Source organism: Achromobacter sp. EG18, assembly GCF_059759395.1.
The window spans coordinates 6,226,610-6,243,415 of the sequence record NZ_CM186213.1; the positions used below are offsets into that span (position 1 = coordinate 6,226,610).

A 16,806-nucleotide genomic window follows, 5' to 3' on the forward strand; every position below is an offset into this window, starting at 1 on the left:
GCCTTCGGGGGTTCAAATTGCTTGAGTTTTTCCAGACGCTGAGTTGGGCAGCGGTATTCCAGATCATCCTCATCGACATCCTGCTCGGTGGCGACAACGCGGTGGTGATCGCGCTGGCGTGCCGCAACCTGGAGCCCAAGCAACGCATGCAGGGCATCCTGTGGGGCACCGCCGGCGCCATCCTGCTGCGCGTGGTCCTGATCGCCTTCGCGCTGACCCTGCTGTCGATTCCGTTCCTGAAGGTGGTGGGCGGCGCATTGCTGGTGTGGATCGGCGTCAAGCTGCTGATCCCCGAAGACGACGCCCATGGCAACGTGAAGGGCGGGACGTCCATCATCAGCGCCATCAAGACCATCATCATCGCGGACTTCGTGATGAGCCTGGACAACGTCATCGCCATTGCCGGCGCCGCCCAGAACGCTCACGCCGATCACCAGATCGGCCTGGTGATCTTCGGCCTGGTCGTGAGCGTGCCCATCATCATCTGGGGCAGCACGCTGGTCCTGAAGCTGATCGACCGCTACCCGCTGGTGGTGACCTTCGGCGCGGCGTTGCTGGGCTGGATCGCGGGCGGCATGCTGGTTACGGACGTGTTTGTCGAAAGTCAATTCGGCGTCCAGCCCACTGCGGTTAAAATCGGCGCAGAAATCTTCGGCGCCTTGCTCGTTGTTGTCCTTGGACGGTGGCTGGCAAGCCGCAAAACCGCCTCCAAGGAATCCGTACATGAGTCTGCGTAGATCCGCCGATCCCCAGCAATCCGAATCAGGCCTGAGCCTCCTGCAGGGCCTGTTCGTGCTGGCCATCCTCGGGGTCGTGGCGACGGTCATCGTCTCCAACTTCGTTTGATGGCGCGACGTGTCGCTACCGCAACGCTTGGTCATCGCGACCCGCGCCAGCCGGCTTGCCCTGTGGCAAGCCGAGCATGTGCGCGATCGGCTGCGCACGCTGTATCCGGCGTGCGCGGTTGAGCTTCTCACCCTGACGACCCGAGGCGACCAGATCCTCGACCGCACCCTCTCCAAGGTGGGTGGCAAGGGACTCTTCGTCAAGGAACTCGAAACCGCCTTGCTCGACGGCCGCGCCGATCTGGCCGTGCATTGCCTGAAGGACATGCCGGTCGACATGCAGGCCCCGTTCGAGCTGTGCGCGGTGCTCGATCGCGCCGATCCGCGCGACGCCTTTGTCTCCAACCGCTACGCCACGCTGGCCGACCTGCCGGCCGGCGCGGTCGTCGGCACCTCCAGCCTGCGCCGCGAATCGCAGATCCGCGCGCGCTACCCGCAGTTGCTGGTCAAGCCGCTGCGCGGCAACCTCGACACCCGCCTGGGCAAGCTCGATCGCGGTGAATACGACGCCATCGTGCTGGCCGCGGCCGGCCTGAACCGGCTCGGCCTGACCGACCGCATCAGCAGCCTGCTCGATCCCGCCGAAAGCCTGCCGGCGGCCGGGCAGGGCGCGCTGACCATCGAAATCCGTGACGATCGCGACGATATGCGCGCCTGGCTGGCGCCGCTGAACGACGCGGGCGCCACGTCGATTTCGCTGGCCGAGCGCGCCGTGTCGCGCCGGCTGGGCGGTTCCTGTCAGGTGCCGCTGGCGGCCTACGCTGAAATCGCCGATGACACCCTGACGCTGCGCGCATTGGTGGCGTCGCCCGATGGCACGCGCATGCTGCGCGCCCACGGCAGCGGCCCGGTGGCCCAGGCCCAGGCGATCGGCGAGGCGGTCGCCGCCGAGCTGTTCGACGCCGGCGCCCAGGCCATCCTCGACGAACTGCAGCAAGACGCCGCCCCCGAGTGATGGAAAGGGCCGCCGCCCGAGCGTCGCGCGTGGCCGTGCTGACACGGCCCGCGGGCCGCAATGAGCCGCTGGCCGACCGTCTGCGTGCCGCCGGCTGGACGCCTTGCGTCCTGCCGGCGCTTGCCATCCACGCCTTGCCGGTGGCCGCGGACGACCTGCCGCGGCCGGCCGACCATGACATGGTGGTGTTCGTCAGCGGCAATGCCGCCCGGCAGTACCTGGACCAGCTGGCGCGCATCGGAGCCTGCACGGCCTGGCCGCGGCAGGTGGTCGTCGCCACGGTCGGGCCGGCCAGCGCGGCGGGGCTGCGGGAAATGCCCGGTTTTGGCGCGAATACAACAGTTCTGCACCCTGGGGACGAGGCCGCCAGCCATGACTCCGAAGCCCTCTGGGAGGTCCTTCGCGGGCTGCCACGGCTGCCCGCCCGGGTTCTGCTGGTCCGCGGCACGCAGGGGCGTGACTGGCTGGGCGACAAATTGGCGGCGCATGGCGTTGTCGTGACACGTCATGCGGCCTATGCGCGGTCTCCCGCGCAATGGGACGAATCCGAGCTGTCGTGCCTGCGGCGCTGGGCCGCGGAAGGCGTTTTCCCCACCTGGCTCATCACCAGCGGGGAGGGCGCGGACGCGGTGCGCGCGCAACTGCGGGCCGCGGGGCTGGCCGACTGGTGGCAGCGCTGCCGCTTCGTCCTGACCCATCCCTCGCTCGGCGCCCGCGTGCCCGCACCGGCCGGTGGAGCCGGGCAGCAGGCAATGGTAAAAATCTGCATGCCCAACGACGAGTCGATTTTCCAGGCTTTTGTTGCTGCTTGATTCGTTGCTTCGGACTGACACCGAATACAATCGCGTCATGACAGACAAGACTCCCGCTACCGATCCGGCCGTTCACCCGGCCGCCCCGGGCGCCAGCGCGCCCGCATCGGCCCCGGCCGATTCCGTCAAGGCCCGTCCGGCCAAGCGCGGCAGTGGCCCCCTGGTCACCGCCCTCATCATCGTCATCCTGCTGGCCGTCGGCCTGGGCTACGCGCTGTGGCAACAGCGTATCCAGTTCGTCGCCGCCGGCCGCGAGGTCGCCTCGCGGCTCGATACGCTGACCGCCGACGTGGCGCAGGCGCGCAAGGACACGCGCGAAGCGCTGGCGCTGGCGCAAGCCCAGGCCGGTCGCCTGGGCGACCTCGAAGAAAGCGTGCGCGAGACCCAGAGCCAGTACAACGCCCTGCAACAGGCCTGGCAGAACTTCAACGACAGCGCCAGTGACGAACTGCTGGCCAACGACGTCGAGCGCCTGCTGACCATCGGCAGCCAGCAGTTGCGCCTGGCCGGCAACGTCTCCAACGCCATCGTCGCGCTGGAAACTGCGCAGTCGCGGCTGGCCCGCGCCGACCGTCCGCGCTTCTCCAGCCTGCAGCAAGCCATCAATGGCGACCTGGACCGCCTGCGCGCCGTGTCCACCGTGGACATCCCCGCCCAATCGGCGCGCATCGAGCGCCTGACTGCTTTGATCGGCAAGGCACCGCTGCTGGTGCCGGACGCCGCCGCGCCCGGCATCGCCGCCGCCGGCGACGCCCGTCCCGCGGCCCCGGCTCCGGCCGTGGCCGACCCGCAGGCCGGCTTGCCGGCCGATGCGCCCTGGTGGCAACGCTGGCGCGCCGAAGTGGCGTCCTGGCCTGGCCGTGCCGGTTCGGCGCTGGCGCATGAACTGGGCGGCCTGATCACCATCCAGCGCGTGGACGAACCCGCGGCGCTGCTGTTGTCGCCGGAACAGGCCGACCAGGTGCGCGGCACGCTGCGCCAGCGTCTGCTGACCGTGCAACTGGCCATGTTGATGCGCCAGCCCGCGGTCTGGAAGAGCGAACTCGACAACGTCGGCACCACGCTGGCCAAGTACTTCGACAACCGCTCACCTGACACGGTCGCGGCCCAGAACCTGGCCCGCGAACTGGCGCAGACGGACATCGCCGTGCGCATGCCGGACGTCTCCGACAGCCTGAACGCCGTGGCCGCCCTGCGCGCCGCCGGCTTCAAGACCACCGACCAGGACTAGGCCCATGCGTACCTGGTTCTGGACCCTGCTGCTTGCCGTCATCGCCGTCGCCCTGGCGGTGGTGCTGCGTTCCCATTCCGGCAATGTGCTGCTGCTGGTGTGGCCGTGGCGCATCTCCATGTCGCTGACGCTGGCCGTGCTGCTGATCGTGGCGGCCTTCGTGGTGCTGTACGTGGGCCTGCGCCTGCTGGCCTGGCTGCTGGCGATTCCCGATCGCGTCCGCGCCTGGCGCGGCAAGCGAGCGCAGGCGCGGGATCACGAATTGCTCGAACGCGGCTGGATCGGCCTGCTGGAAGGCCGCTATTCCCATGCCGAGAAAGACCTGACCCGCCTGCTCGACCAGACCAAGGTGCAGACCCGCCGTGTGCTGGCCGCCTTGTCCGCCGCGCGCGCGGCGCATGGCCTGGGTGAATTCGACCGCCGTGACCGCCTGCTGGCCGTGGCCCAGGAACATGCCGGCGCCGAGCCGGGCCTGGTGGAGGCCACCGCCACGGTGTCGGCCGACATGCTGCTCGACCAGGGCCGCGCCGAACGCGCGCTGGCGGTGCTGGCGCCGCTGGCCGACGGCGGCGCCCGTCATCTGCACACCATGCGCCTGCTGCTGCGCGCCCACACGGCCCTGCATCATGACGAGCAGGTCTTCACGCTGGCGCGCGGCCTGCTGCGCCGCAATGCGCTGGCGCGCAGCGAAGGCGACCAACTGATCGACGCGGCCGGCGCGGCGCGCCTGCGCGCGGGTGCGGCCAATGACGCCTGGCGCGCCATCTGGAAAGACCTGAAGGCCGAAGAGCGCCTGCTGCCGGAAATCGCGCTGGCCGGCGCCTCCGCCTTCGAGGCGGCGGGCGAGGCCAACGAGGCCGCCAAGGTGCTGGAAGCCGCCATCGCCGTGAAATTCAATCCCGCCCTGGTGGCTGCCTACGCCCGTTGTGATGCCGGGCAGGTCTCGCGTCGCCTGGCCAAGGCCGAGACCTGGCTGCAGCAGCGTCCCACCGATCCCGATCTGCTGACCGCGCTGGGCATGCTGTGCCTGAACGGCCAGCTGTGGGGCCAGGCCGAGCGCTACCTGCTGCGCAGCCTGTCGCGCCGCAGCGACGCGCAGACGCACGCGCTGCTGGGCAGCCTGTACGACCGCCTCGATCGGCCGGCCGACGCGGTGCGCCACTGGCGCCTGGCGACGGCCGCCAGCATGGCGCTGCCGGTGCTGGCCGCGGACGCGGCGCTGCCGGCCGCGGATACCGGATCGGATCCCTACCACGTCGACGCCGAGGGCGGCTACGCGGTGGGGCTATCGGATGGCGACGCCGAGATCGGCGGCGACTATCCCGCGTTGCCGCCCGCCGTGGCGGCATCGGCGTCCGACTACGTGCTGGATCCGGATGCCCGCGCCAGCAAGGAGCAGCAGGCCCGCGCCCTGGCGCCCGAAGACGCGCCGGTCGTCGGCGGCAGCACTTCCGACATCGACGAGTATTTCGACAGCGCACCGATTCCCGCGGCGGCTTTCGACAATCCCGTGCCGACCTATACGCCGGCCACGCCGGCCGCCCCCAAGCCGGCCGCGCCGCCCGCCGTGCCGGTGCCGACCACCAAGCCGCCGTTCAAGGACGACGGTTCGCTTTGATCCTCTTTTCAGACTGACAAGGTTCCATCATGAGTTATGACCGCGTGCCCCCCGGCAAGAAGCTGCCGGAAGACTTCAACGTCATCATCGAAATCCCCATGAACGCCGACCCGGTGAAGTACGAGGTCGACAAGGAATCGGGCGCGATCTTCGTCGACCGCTTCATGCTGACGGCCATGCACTACCCGTGCAACTACGGCTACATCCCGCAGACCCTGTCGGAAGATGGCGACCCCGCCGACGTGCTGGTGCTGACCCCGTTCCCGATCCAGATCGGCGCCGTGGTGCGCTGCCGCGCCATCGGCGTGCTGGAAATGGACGATGAGTCCGGCGGCGACGCCAAGCTGCTGGCCGTGCCGATCGAAAAGCTGTACCCCCCGTACCGCAACATCAAGTCCTACGAGGACCTGCCGGCCGAAGACACCGCCCGTATCCAGCATTTCTTCGAGCACTACAAGGACCTGGAAAAGGGCAAGTGGGTCAAGGTCAAGGGCTGGAAGGGCGTCGATGCCGCCCATGAGGAAATCACCAAGAGCGCCGAGCGCTACAACAAGGCCTGATCAGGCCTTGCCACGCCGCGCCGGTGTCGCACCGGCGGGCGTCTTCAGGCGGCGCGGCCGCGACGGCATGATGCCGATCGCCGCCGCGCCGTTGTCTTGCAGGCCCTGCAGATTCTGCGTCACCTGCGCCGCCGCCTCCTGAATGCGTTCCTGCAGCAGCGCCAGCCGCTTGGCGGGCGTGCGCGCCTCGGCGGCGATGAACACCAGGCTGCCCACCACCTTCTGGTCGGGCGTGAAGATCGCCGAGCCGATCCCCATCAGGCCCGGGTCGACCTCGCCGTGCGACACGCACACGCCGGCCGCGCGCAATTGCTTGAGGTTGGCGCGGAACGCATCCCAGTCCTCGCCCAGCCCGGCCTCGCGGATCTCGGCGGCGTGCCACAGCATCAGGTTGCGCAACTGGTAAGGCGGCAGGTTGGCCAGGATGGGCTTGGCGGTGGCGCCGCGGAACATCGGGAAGGGGCGGCCGCGGGCGTAGCTGGATTCGATCGAATGGTCGGTCCAGTAGCGGTCCACGCACATGACCTTGTCGCCGTAATAGCTGCACAGCATCAGGTTGGCGTTGAGTTCGTCGCCCGTGGCGCGCATGACGTCGCGGGCCGCGCGCATCAGCGGGTCGTGCCGGCGCAGGTGCCGGTCCAGCTCGATGATGCGCGAGCCGAGCACGTAGGCGCCGCCCGCGGTGGGCGCCAGCAGCCCGCTTTCGGTCAGCGACTTGAGATAGCGGTAGGCGGTGGCGCGCGAGCACTCCAGATGCGCCATGACGTCCTCCTGGAAGGCGGCGGTGGTGTCGTCGCGGAAGAGGTCGAGGATGGACAACATGCGATCGGGAGTGCTCATTGCTGCTGACGCGCCTAGTGAATGTGGAAGCCGCCGTTGACGTCGACCACGATGCCGGTTGAGTAGGAGGACAGGTCCGAGGCCAGGAACAGAATGGCCTGCGCCACTTCGGCCGGAGAGCCGAAGCGTTGCAGCGGAATGCCCTGTTTGAGTTCTTGTTCCCAATTTTCGCCGAATTTGCCGAGCGTCATGTCGGTCTCGATGATGCCCGGCGCCACACAGTTGGCGCGTACCCCGCGAGGCCCCAGTTCGCGCGCCAGCGCCTTGGTGAAACTGATCACGCCGCCCTTGGACGCGGCATAGTGCGAACCGCCCAGCAGCCCGCCGCCGCGCAATGCGGCGGTCGAGCCCAGGTTGACGATGGCGGGACCGCGTCCGCTCTCGAACAGATGGGGCAGGGCGGCGCGGGTGACGTTGTAGGTGCCGGTCAGGTTGACGTCGAGCATGCGGCGGAACTCGTCCTCGGGCAGGTCCCAGATGCGGGTCGCGGCGACGATGCCGGCGTTGTTGACCAGCAGGTCGATGCCGCCCAGCGCCTGCGCCGCCCGCGCCACGGCCTGCTCGCAGGAGGCGCCGCTCGACACGTCGCAGTGCAGGTTGACGCGGCCGCCGGCCAGCGCGGCGTCGGCGCCGGCCGGGTAGTCGCGGTCCAGCACCGCCACGCTGGCCCCCTGCGCCAGGAACTGCGCGACGATGGCCGCGCCGATGCCACGGGGGTTGGCGCCCCCCGTGACCACGGCGCGCTTGCCGGCCAGCAGTCCGAGTGAGCCGCCGCTCATGGCTTCACCAGCGCGCAGCCGCCCTGGTCCAGCGGACGGAACGCCTGTTCGGCGGGGATCTTGCGCACCAGCTTGTAGTAGTCCCAGTCGCGCTTCGATTCGGACGGTTTCTTCACCTGGAACAGGTACAGATCGCGCATCACGCGGCCATCCTCGCGAACGCGGCCGTTCTCGGTCATGAAGTCGTTGATGGGCGTTTCGTGCATCTTCTTGATCACCGCCTCGGAGCCGTCGGTGCCGGCCGCCTTGATGGCGTTCAGATAGTGCATGGCGGCGCTGTAGTTGCTGGCCTGCACCATCGAGGGCATGCGCCCGGTGCGCTTGAAGTAGCGTTCGGACCATTGCCGCGCCTTGTCGTCCTGGTCCCAGTAGAACGGCTCGACCAGGTTCAGCCCCTGCGCGTATTCCAGCCCGACGCTGCGCACGTCGACGATGCTCATGAAGAGCGCGGCCACGCGCTGCTTGCTGCCCATGATGCCGAACTCGAAGGCCTGCTTGATGCTGTTGATGGTGTCGCCGCTGCCGTTGGCCAGTCCGATCACCTGGGCCTTGGAGGCCTGCGCCTGCAGCAGGAATGACGAGAAATCGGCGCTGGCGATGGGGTGGCGCACGCTGCCCACGACCTGGCCGCCCTTGGCCTTGACCACCGCCATGGCGTCGCGTTCGAGCGAATGGCCGAAGGCATAGTCGGAGGTGATGAAGTACCAGCTCTTGCCGCCGTCCTCCATGACGCCGCTGGCCACGCCGGTGGCGTAGGCGTAGGTGTCGTAGGTCCAGTGCATGCCGTTGGGCGAGCACGCCTTGCCGGTCAGGTCGGCCGAGCCGGCGCTGGTGAAGATCACCACGCGCTTCATCTGGCGGGTCAGGTCCTGCACCGCCAGGGCGATGGCGGAGTTGGGCACGTCCAGGATCAGGTCGACCTTTTCGTTCTCGTACCAGCGGCGCGCGGTGGCTACGCCGATGTCCACCTTGTTCTGGTGGTCGGCGGACACCACCTCGATCGGCTTGCCCAGCACCGTGCCGCCGAAATCCTCCACGGCCATCTTCACGGCCTCGACGCCGAACTTGCCGGACAGGTCGGCCATCATGCCAGACTGGTCGCCCAGCACGCCGATCTTGACGACGTCGTCGGACACCTGTGCCTGGGCCGACAGTGAAACGGCGCCCAGCGCGCAGGCGGCCAGGCAATGCTTGAAACGGATCTTCATGGGTTTGTCTCCTCGGGGGCTTGTATCTTGGCGCGCCATCCTGTGCCGGGCGGTCGCGCGGGTCTTGCCGGGGTGCGCCTGTTCCGGCGTCTATTCCAGCGTCTGGCCGGCGTAGGCGTCGATGAACAGATTGGGTTTCAGGAAGAAGCTCAGCACCAGCGCGCCGTGCGGCGCCCGCGCCACGTGGCGGTTGCCGCGCGGGCGCCAGACGTAGTCGCCGGCGCGCACTTCGCCTTCGGCATCGACGATCGAGCCTTCCAGCACGTAGGTCTGCTCGACCTCGACGTGCTCGTGCAGCGGCAGCTCGGTGCCCGGCTGCCAGCGGAACAGGGCGGTCAGCAGGCCGGACTCCTTGTCCTGCATCAGTACCTTCATGTCGATGCCTGCCACTTGCGTGGGTTTCCAGGGCAATTCATCCACTTTCAAAAAGCGCGATGCCAGCGGCGGCAGCGCGTTGGCCGCAGGGCAGCCAGGGGTTTCGAGGGCCATGATGTCTCCTAGCCAAAACTCGTTATGGAAGAAAAACTAAAAATCTTGTTATTGAGTGTTTAAAAATAGTCGCGTATATTGAGATTTATGTCAATCACGTTTTCCAGCAAGGAAAGCGGAGCGACACGGGCCGGGCCAGGGCGCGGCGACCTTCAGGAGCCAGTCCCGAAGGTCGCCGCGGCGAGAGATCCGGCGCCTATAAAACAAGGAGACAAGCTTGAATCAGGACTATCTGGGCCAGGCCTTCGGGCTGGCCGGGCGCACCGCGCTGGTGACGGGGGGCGCGCGCGGGCTGGGCTATGCGATTGCCGCCGGCCTGGGCCGGGCGGGCGCGCGCGTGATCATCAACGATCTGTCGCAGGCCGCCTGCGATGGCGCCTGCGAACGATTGGCCGCGGCCGGCGTCACGGCGCGTAGCGCGGTGTTCGACGTGGCCGACGGCGCCGCCGTGGCGGCGGCCGTCGCGCAGCTGGAAGCCGATGGCGTGGCCATCGACGTGCTGGTCAGCAATGCCGGCAACCAGAACCGCAAGCCGGTGGTCGAGATGACTCCGGCCGAGTGGCAGGCGCTGCAGAACGTCCACGTCAACGGCGCCTTCCATTGCGCCCGCGCGGTGCTGCCCGCCATGACGGCGCGCGGCTTCGGCCGCATCGTGCTGATGTCGTCGGTCGCGGGCCAGGCCACCATGCCCAACATCGCGGCCTACGCCACCGCCAAGGGCGCGATCGCGGCGTTCACCCGCGCGCTGGCGGTCGAGTATGGCGGCCAGGGCGTCACCTGCAATGCGCTGGCGCCGGGTTTCGTGCGCACCGACTTCACCCAGGGGCTGCAAGACAATCCGCAGTTCCAGTCGTTCCTGTCGACCGCGGTGCCGGCGGGACGCTGGGCCACGCCCGAAGACATCGCGCCGGCGGTGGTCTACCTGGCCTCGCCGGGCGCCGCGTTCGTCAACGGCCACGTGCTGGCCATCGACGGCGGCCTGCTGGCCCGCATGTAGGAGGACGGCCATGAGCACCCAAGCGGTTCTGTCCGCCCAGGGGCTGGTCAAGCGGTTCGGCGGCTTCAATGCCGTCGACGGCGTGTCCCTGGCCCTGCGGGAAGGTTCCATCCATGCCTTGATCGGCCCCAATGGCGCCGGCAAGACCACCTGCTTCAATCTGCTGACCAAGTTCCTGACGCCCGACCAGGGCACGATCCACTACCGCGGCCGCGACATCACCGCGCTGGCGCCGGAGCAGATCGCGCGCCTGGGCATCGTGCGCTCGTTCCAGATCTCGGCGGTGTTCCTGGGGCTGACCGTGCTGCAGAACATGCGCGTGGCGCTGATGCGCCAGCATGGCGACGGCATGCGGTTCTGGCGCAGCCGCCGCAGCGTCGATCGGCTCAACGACCAGGGCCTGGCCCTGCTGGAGGCCGTCGGCCTGGCGGGCCTGGCCGACACCACGGCGGCGCTGCTGCCCTACGGCCGCAAGCGCGCGCTGGAAATCGCCATGACGCTGGCCCTGGAACCCGAAGTGATGCTGCTGGACGAACCGATGGCCGGCCTCGGCCAGGAAGATGTGGCCCGTATCGCGGCGCTGATCCGCCGGGTCTCGGCCAATCGCAGCATTCTGATGGTGGAGCACAACCTGTCGGTGGTGGCGGACCTGTCCGATTCCATCACGGTGCTGGCGCGTGGCGCGGTGCTGGCGCAGGGCGACTACGCCACGGTGTCGCGCGACGAGCGCGTCATTACCGCCTACATGGGCGCCGACGAGGGAGACGACTGATGCTGTCGATCAAGGACCTCAACGCCTGGTATGGCGAATCGCATGTGCTGCACGGCGTCGACATCGAGGTGCGGCGCGGCGAGCTGGTCACGATCCTGGGCCGCAATGGCGCCGGCAAGACCACCACGCTGCGCGCCGTCATGGGCATCCTGGAAAAGCGCCGCGGCTCGATCCGGCTCAATGGCCAGGAAACCGTGGGCATGGCGCCGCACCGCATCCCGCGCCTGGGCGTGGTGTATTGCCCGGAGGAACGCGCGGTGTTCCGCAGCCTGGACGTGACCGAGAACCTGATGCTGCCGCCGCGCCTGGCCGACGGCGGCATGTCGCTGGACGAGATCTACACCCTGTTTCCCAACCTGCGCGAACGCAGCGGCAGCTCCGGTGGCAACCTGTCCGGCGGCGAGCAGCAGATGCTGGCCATCGCGCGAATCCTGCGCACTGGCGCCCAGCTGATCCTGCTGGACGAGCCCACCGAAGGATTGGCGCCGGTGATCGTGCAGCAGATCGGGCAGGCCATCCGCACGCTCAAGGAGCGCGGCTTCACCATCGTGCTGGTCGAGCAGAATTTCCGCTTCGCCACCAAGGTGGCCGACCGCCACTACGTGATGGAGCATGGCCGCGTGGTCGACCAGTTGTCGGCGCAAGAGGCGCGCAACGATCCCGGGCGGATCGCGCGCCGCCTGGGTGTCTGAGGGGGAGAATCCTGTGTTCGAAATTTTCGGCGTGCCGTCCACGGCACTGTTCGGCCAGCTCCTGCTCGGCCTGATCAACGGTTCGTTCTACGCCTTGCTCTCGATCGGGCTGGCGGTGATCTTCGGTCTGTTGAACATCATCAACTTCGCCCATGGCGCGCAGTACACGGCGGGCGCGTTCCTGGCCTGGATGCTGCTGAACTACCTGGGGGTGAACTACTGGGCCGCGCTGGTGCTGGTGCCGCTCATCATGGCGGCGTTCGCCATCGTGGTCGAGCGCGTGCTGATCTCGCGCACCTACCGCATGGACCATCTGTACGGGCTGCCGCTGACCTTCGGTTTGGCCTTGCTGATCGAGGGCGGGCTGCGCCAGGCCTATGGGGTGTCGGGGCTGCCCTACACCATCCCCAAGGCGCTGACCGGCGGGGTCAACCTGGGTTTCATGTTCCTGCCCTGGTATCGCGGCTGGGCGGTGGTGGTGTCGCTGGTGCTGTGCCTGGCGGTGTGGGTGCTGATCGAGAAGACCCGGGTCGGCGCCATGCTGCGCGCGGCCACCGAGAACCCGACCATCGTGCGCTCATTCGGCATCAACGTGCCGCTGCTGATCACGCTGACCTACGCGCTGGGCGTGGCGCTGGCCTCGGTGGCGGGCGTGATCGCCGCGCCCATCTACCAGGTCAGCCCGATGATGGGCTCGAACCTGGTGGTGGTGGTGTTCGCCGTGGTCGTGATCGGCGGCATGGGCTCCATCATGGGCGCCATCGTCAGCGGCTTCGGGCTGGGCATCATCGAGGGGCTGACCAAGGTGTTCTACCCGGAGGCCGCCAACCTGGCGATCTTCATCATCATGGTGCTGGTGCTGCTGTGCAAGCCGGCCGGCCTGTTTGGCAAGCCGTTGCAGGTGCAGAACGTGCTGGCGGCCGAAGCCACGCGCGAGCCGGTGCAGCTGGGCCGCCGCGCCATGCGCTGGTGCATGGCAGGCCTGGCCGTGGTGGCGCTGGCCGCGCCCTGGTTCGTCTATCCCACCTTCCTGATGAAGGTGCTGTGCTTCGCGCTGTTCGCCGCCGCCTTCAACCTGCTGGTGGGCTATGTCGGCCTGCTGTCGTTCGGCCATGCGGCCTTCTTTGGCGCGGCGGCCTACGCCACCGGCATCGTCATGAAGCTGCTGGGCGCGACGCCGGAACTGGGCCTGCTGGCCGGCGTGCTGACCGGCGGCCTGCTGGGGCTGGTGTTCGGCGCCATTGCGATCCGGCGCCAGGGCATCTACTTCGCCATGATCACGCTGGCGTTGTCGCAACTGGTGTACTTCATCGCGGTGCAGGCGGGCTTCACCGGCGGCGAGGACGGCCTGCAGAGCGTGCCGCGCGGCAAGCTGTTCGGCCTGTTCGACTTGGACAGCGTGATGCCGATGTACTACTTCACGCTGGCGGTGTTCGCGCTGGGCTACGCCTTCGTGCTGCGGGTGCTGAACTCGCCCTTCGGCGAGGTGATCCGATCGGTGCGCGACAACGAGCAGCGTGCCCGCTCGCTGGGCTATTCGACTTCGCGCTACAAGCTGCTGGCCTTCACGCTGTCGGCCGCGGTCGCGGGGCTGGCCGGCGGGCTCAAGGTGCTGGTGTTCGGCGTGGCTTCGCTGACCGACGTGCATTGGCACGCCAACGGCGAAGTGGTGCTGATGGCGCTGCTGGGAGGCATCGGCACGGTGTTCGGGCCGCTTGCCGGCGCCTTCACCTTCGTCTCGCTGCAGAATTACCTGGCGCCGCTGGGTTCCTGGGTCTTGATCGTGCAAGGCGCCATTTTCATCCTCTGCGTCCTGCTGTTCCGCGACGGCATCATGGGACTGGTGTCCCGGGCCTGGCTGGCCGTCGCCCGTTCGAAAAAGGAGTCCTGATGTTCCTGCATGTCGTGATGCTGCAATTGTCCGGCGCCGCCGATGCGCGCTTCCATGACCGGGTGCAGGGGTACTGCGACCGCATCCTGGCCGAATGCGACGGGGTGGCCGGCTACGCCTTCCGGCCCAATCTGGCCAGCCGCGCGGACGGCCTGACCCACGCCGTGGTGGCGGCTTTCACCGATGCCTCCGCCCACGACCGCTACCAGGTGTCGCCCGCCCACCAGGAAATGAAGGCCTACATGGCGGATTTCATCGAACGCCTGGTGGTGTTCGACGGGGAAATCCCTACAATTTCCTGAATATTCGCGTTCCCGGAAAGGGATACACTCGCGGATGATTTTTGCCATCGGACCGTCCCACCCGTCATAGGTTGATAGATCATGGACTACGTATTGCCTCCCCAGCCGCTGACCGCGGTTCCCGTTGCCGGCAGCGCCGCGCTGTTTCCGGTGCGCCGCGTCTACTGCGTCGGCCGCAACTACGCCGAGCACGCCAAGGAAATGGGTTTCACCGGCCGTGAAGATCCGTTCTTCTTCTGCAAGCCCGCCGACGCGGTGCTGAGCGTGGCCGACGGCGAGACGGGCAAGATGCCTTACCCGCCCAAGACCTCCAACCTGCACTACGAAATGGAGCTGGTGGTGGTGCTGGGCAAGGGCGGCCGCGACATCCCCGTTGAAGAAGCCAACGACTGCGTCTGGGGCTATGCCCTGGGCCTGGACATGACGCGCCGCGACCTGCAGGGCGAGATGAAGAAGCAGGGCCGTCCCTGGGAAGTGGGCAAGGCCTTCGACCTGTCGGCGCCGCTGGGCCCGATCCATCCGCGCAGCGTGGTCGGCACGCTCGACAAGGGCGCCATCTGGCTCGACGTGAACGGCCAGCGCAAGCAGGCCAGCGATATCTCCCAGATGATCTGGAACGTGCCGGAAAGCATCGCCTACCTGTCGGGCCTGTTCGAGCTGCAACCGGGCGACATCATCTTCACGGGCACGCCGGAAGGCGTGGGCGCCGTGGTGCAGGGCGATGTCATCACCGGCGGCGTGGAAGGCCTGGGCGAACTCCGCGTCCAGATCGTTTAAAGTACGCCCCGGAACCGTTTTTTCACTTCAGGAGCGCCAGCATGCGCAGCAAGATCGTGCTGACCGCCTTCGTCGTGTTCGGCTTCGTACTCGCCGGTTGCAATACCGTGGCGGGCATGGGCAAGGACATGTCGCGGGCCGGCAACGCCATCACCAACGCCGCCGACAAATAATCGTCCGGCCCCGGTGATAAAAAAGCCCCTTGATCGCTCAAGGGGCTTTTTCTTTGGAGGCGCCGTCCCGGGGAGGCGGCGTCCGCCCACGGCGGTGGGCGCGGCGTGGAGACTCACCCGCGAGGGTTCACAGCACGTCTCCGGCGTAGTCCGCCAGGCGCGAGCGTTCGCCGCGCTGCAAGGTCACGTGGCCCGAATGCGGCCAGCCCTTGAAACGGTCGACCACGAACGTCAGGCCCGAGCTGCCTTCGGTCAGGTAGGGGGTGTCGATCTGGGCGATGTTGCCCAGGCAGATCACCTTGGTGCCGGGGCCGGCGCGGGTCACCAGCGTCTTCATCTGCTTGGGCGTCAGGTTCTGGGCCTCGTCGATGATCAGGTACTTGTTCAGGAAGGTGCGCCCGCGCATGAAGTTCAGCGACTTGACCTTGATACGCGAACGGATCAGGTCCATGGTGGCGGCGCGCCCCCAGTCGCCGTTGCCTTCGCCTTCGCCCATGTTCAGCACGTCGAGGTTGTCTTCCAGCGCGCCCATCCAGGGCAGCATCTTCTCTTCCTCGGTGCCGGGCAGAAAGCCGATGTCTTCGCCGACGGGCACCGTGACGCGGGTCATGATGATCTCGGTGTAGCGCTTGGTTTCCAGCACCTGGGTGATGCCGGCCGCCAGCGCCAGCAGCGTCTTGCCCGTGCCCGCCTGGCCCAGCAGCGACACGAAGTCGCATTCCGGGTTCATCAGCAGGTTCATGGCGAAGTTCTGCTCGCGGTTGCGCGCGGTGATGCCCCAGACGTTGTTCTTGCCGTGGGTGTAGTCACGCAGCGTCGCCAGCACCGCCATCTTGCCGCTGACCTCGCGCACCTGGGCGTACAGCGGCATCTGGCCTTCGAAGTAGACGAACTGGTTGACCACGAACTGCGAACACAGCGGGCCGTGGATGCGGTAGAAGGTGGTGCCGCCCTGTTGCCAGGATTCGACGTCCTTGCCGTGCTTGTTCCAGAAGTCCTCGGGCAGCTGCATCACGCCCGAGTACATCAGGTCCGAGTCTTCCAGGACGTGGTCGTTGAAGTAGTCTTCCGCGGCCATGCCCAGCGCGCGCGCCTTCAGGCGCATGTTGATGTCCTTGGACACCAGCACGACTTCGCGCTGCGGGTATTTTTCCTGCAGCGCGCGCACCACGCCCAGGATCTGGTTGTCGGCCTTGCCCATGGGCAGGTCCGACGGCAGGGTGCTGTGGATGGCGGTGGTCTGGAACATCAGGCGCCCGGTGGCGTCCTTGTTGCCCAGCTTGGCCAGCTCCAGGCCGTCTTCGAGTTGGGTCGCGTCCTGCACCAGGGCATCGAGCGAACGGCTGACCTGGCGAGCGTTGCGCGCCACTTCCGACATACCCTTTTTCTGGTGGTCCAGTTCTTCGAGCGTCATCATCGGCAGGAAGATGTCGTGCTCTTCGAAGCGGAACAGCGAGCTGGGGTCGTGCAGCAGCACGTTGGTGTCCAGCACGAACAGCTTGCGCGGGGCGTTCTGGGCACGCGCCTTGGCGCGCTTGGCCGGGGCCGGCGCGGGTTTGGCCTGGCGGGCCTGGGGGCGCGGCGCCGGCGCGGCGGGCGGCGGGGGGGGAACCTGGCGGGCCGGGATCTGCGCCTTGCGGGCCGGCGAGCCGATACCGTCGAGTTCGGGCTGGACCAGCAGCTCGTCCTCGTCGTCTTCGGCCAGGGCGGCCTGGGTATTGGTATTGGACCGCGCAGCGGCGGTCTTGGTCGTGCGGGCCTGCGCCCGGGTGTTATCGCCCGAGGGGAAGGTCAGGATGGCTGCGGGGCGGGTGGGCAACTTCGGAAGCGGCATATGCGTCACTCTCCAGTATGGGCCGGCTATG

At 67.8% G+C, this 16,806-nt stretch carries 19 protein-coding genes; 14 read left to right on the plus strand and 5 right to left on the minus strand.

Features of this window, described 5'->3' with window-relative positions; translation table 11 throughout:
* The first annotated feature begins 17 nt into the window (after window positions 1–17).
* The 7 genes from AC6CR5_RS28645 to ppa are packed head-to-tail and all read left to right on the plus strand — an operon-like array spanning window position 18 to window position 6,021.
* A complete protein-coding gene (locus tag AC6CR5_RS28645; RefSeq protein ID WP_498085117.1) occupies window positions 18–737 on the plus strand; it encodes a TerC family protein in 720 nt (239 codons plus the stop codon).
* On the plus strand, window positions 724–846 hold the full coding sequence (locus AC6CR5_RS28650; RefSeq protein ID WP_020924500.1) for a hypothetical protein: 123 nt from the start codon (window positions 724–726) through the stop codon (window positions 844–846). Before AC6CR5_RS28645 ends, AC6CR5_RS28650 begins: the two co-directional genes overlap by 14 nt.
* A gap of 9 nt (window positions 847–855) precedes the next feature.
* Window positions 856–1,800: a hydroxymethylbilane synthase gene (gene hemC / locus AC6CR5_RS28655; protein ID WP_006388413.1), complete on the plus strand. Its 945-nt coding sequence runs from the start codon at window positions 856–858 to the stop codon at window positions 1,798–1,800.
* The gene (locus AC6CR5_RS28660) at window positions 1,800–2,612 is read left to right on the plus strand and encodes a uroporphyrinogen-III synthase (protein ID WP_498085118.1); all 813 of its coding nucleotides are present in this window, start codon (window positions 1,800–1,802) and stop codon (window positions 2,610–2,612) included. The genes hemC and AC6CR5_RS28660 overlap by 1 nt, the downstream gene beginning before the upstream one ends.
* Before the next feature lie 37 nt (window positions 2,613–2,649).
* The gene (locus AC6CR5_RS28665) at window positions 2,650–3,843 is read left to right on the plus strand and encodes a uroporphyrinogen-III C-methyltransferase (RefSeq protein WP_409138251.1); all 1,194 of its coding nucleotides are present in this window, start codon (window positions 2,650–2,652) and stop codon (window positions 3,841–3,843) included.
* A gap of 4 nt (window positions 3,844–3,847) precedes the next feature.
* On the plus strand, window positions 3,848–5,461 hold the full coding sequence (locus tag AC6CR5_RS28670; RefSeq protein WP_026383143.1) for a heme biosynthesis HemY N-terminal domain-containing protein: 1,614 nt from the start codon (window positions 3,848–3,850) through the stop codon (window positions 5,459–5,461).
* Window positions 5,462–5,490: 29 nt separating this feature from the next.
* Window positions 5,491–6,021 (plus strand): inorganic diphosphatase, encoded by a 531-nt coding sequence (gene ppa / locus AC6CR5_RS28675; RefSeq protein WP_006388417.1) that lies wholly within the window; start codon window positions 5,491–5,493, stop codon window positions 6,019–6,021.
* Here the strand turns inward: ppa and AC6CR5_RS28680 are convergent, their stop codons facing one another.
* The 4 genes from AC6CR5_RS28680 to AC6CR5_RS28695 form a co-directional block, all read right to left on the minus strand.
* Entirely contained in the window at window positions 6,022–6,861 is an 840-nt protein-coding gene (locus tag AC6CR5_RS28680) for an IclR family transcriptional regulator (RefSeq protein WP_054472026.1), read from the minus strand.
* A gap of 14 nt (window positions 6,862–6,875) precedes the next feature.
* On the minus strand, window positions 6,876–7,640 hold the full coding sequence (locus AC6CR5_RS28685) for an SDR family NAD(P)-dependent oxidoreductase (protein WP_272559070.1): 765 nt from the start codon (window positions 7,638–7,640) through the stop codon (window positions 6,876–6,878).
* On the minus strand, window positions 7,637–8,848 hold the full coding sequence (locus AC6CR5_RS28690) for an ABC transporter substrate-binding protein (protein ID WP_238920318.1): 1,212 nt from the start codon (window positions 8,846–8,848) through the stop codon (window positions 7,637–7,639). The genes AC6CR5_RS28685 and AC6CR5_RS28690 overlap by 4 nt, the downstream gene beginning before the upstream one ends.
* A 90-nt stretch (window positions 8,849–8,938) precedes the next feature.
* The gene (locus AC6CR5_RS28695; RefSeq protein ID WP_006388421.1) at window positions 8,939–9,337 is read right to left on the minus strand and encodes a cupin domain-containing protein; all 399 of its coding nucleotides are present in this window, start codon (window positions 9,335–9,337) and stop codon (window positions 8,939–8,941) included.
* Window positions 9,338–9,554: 217 nt separating this feature from the next.
* Here AC6CR5_RS28695 and AC6CR5_RS28700 point away from each other — a divergent pair, with 217 nt between their 5' ends.
* From AC6CR5_RS28700 to AC6CR5_RS28730, 7 genes are all read left to right on the plus strand, one after another.
* Window positions 9,555–10,334 (plus strand): SDR family NAD(P)-dependent oxidoreductase, encoded by a 780-nt coding sequence (locus AC6CR5_RS28700; protein WP_054484690.1) that lies wholly within the window; start codon window positions 9,555–9,557, stop codon window positions 10,332–10,334.
* Between the two features lie 10 nt (window positions 10,335–10,344).
* Window positions 10,345–11,106 (plus strand): ABC transporter ATP-binding protein, encoded by a 762-nt coding sequence (locus AC6CR5_RS28705; RefSeq protein ID WP_006388423.1) that lies wholly within the window; start codon window positions 10,345–10,347, stop codon window positions 11,104–11,106.
* Entirely contained in the window at window positions 11,106–11,798 is a 693-nt protein-coding gene (locus AC6CR5_RS28710; RefSeq protein WP_020924491.1) for an ABC transporter ATP-binding protein, read from the plus strand. The genes AC6CR5_RS28705 and AC6CR5_RS28710 overlap by 1 nt, the downstream gene beginning before the upstream one ends.
* A gap of 13 nt (window positions 11,799–11,811) precedes the next feature.
* A complete protein-coding gene (locus tag AC6CR5_RS28715; RefSeq protein WP_498085119.1) occupies window positions 11,812–13,689 on the plus strand; it encodes an ABC transporter permease in 1,878 nt (625 codons plus the stop codon).
* Window positions 13,689–13,991: a Dabb family protein gene (locus tag AC6CR5_RS28720; RefSeq protein WP_054443043.1), complete on the plus strand. Its 303-nt coding sequence runs from the start codon at window positions 13,689–13,691 to the stop codon at window positions 13,989–13,991. Before AC6CR5_RS28715 ends, AC6CR5_RS28720 begins: the two co-directional genes overlap by 1 nt.
* An 81-nt stretch (window positions 13,992–14,072) precedes the next feature.
* Window positions 14,073–14,768: a fumarylacetoacetate hydrolase family protein gene (locus AC6CR5_RS28725; protein WP_006388427.1), complete on the plus strand. Its 696-nt coding sequence runs from the start codon at window positions 14,073–14,075 to the stop codon at window positions 14,766–14,768.
* A gap of 41 nt (window positions 14,769–14,809) precedes the next feature.
* Window positions 14,810–14,941, plus strand: coding sequence for an entericidin A/B family lipoprotein (locus AC6CR5_RS28730; RefSeq protein ID WP_006388428.1), 132 nt, complete (start codon window positions 14,810–14,812; stop codon window positions 14,939–14,941).
* A 127-nt stretch (window positions 14,942–15,068) separates the two neighbouring features.
* On the opposite strand, the gene AC6CR5_RS28735 is transcribed toward AC6CR5_RS28730, so the two are convergent.
* Window positions 15,069–16,775 carry a PhoH family protein gene (locus tag AC6CR5_RS28735; protein WP_498085120.1) on the minus strand — a complete coding sequence of 569 codons (1,707 nt, stop codon included), beginning with the start codon at window positions 16,773–16,775 and terminating at the stop codon, window positions 15,069–15,071.
* Window positions 16,776–16,806: the final 31 nt, after the last annotated feature.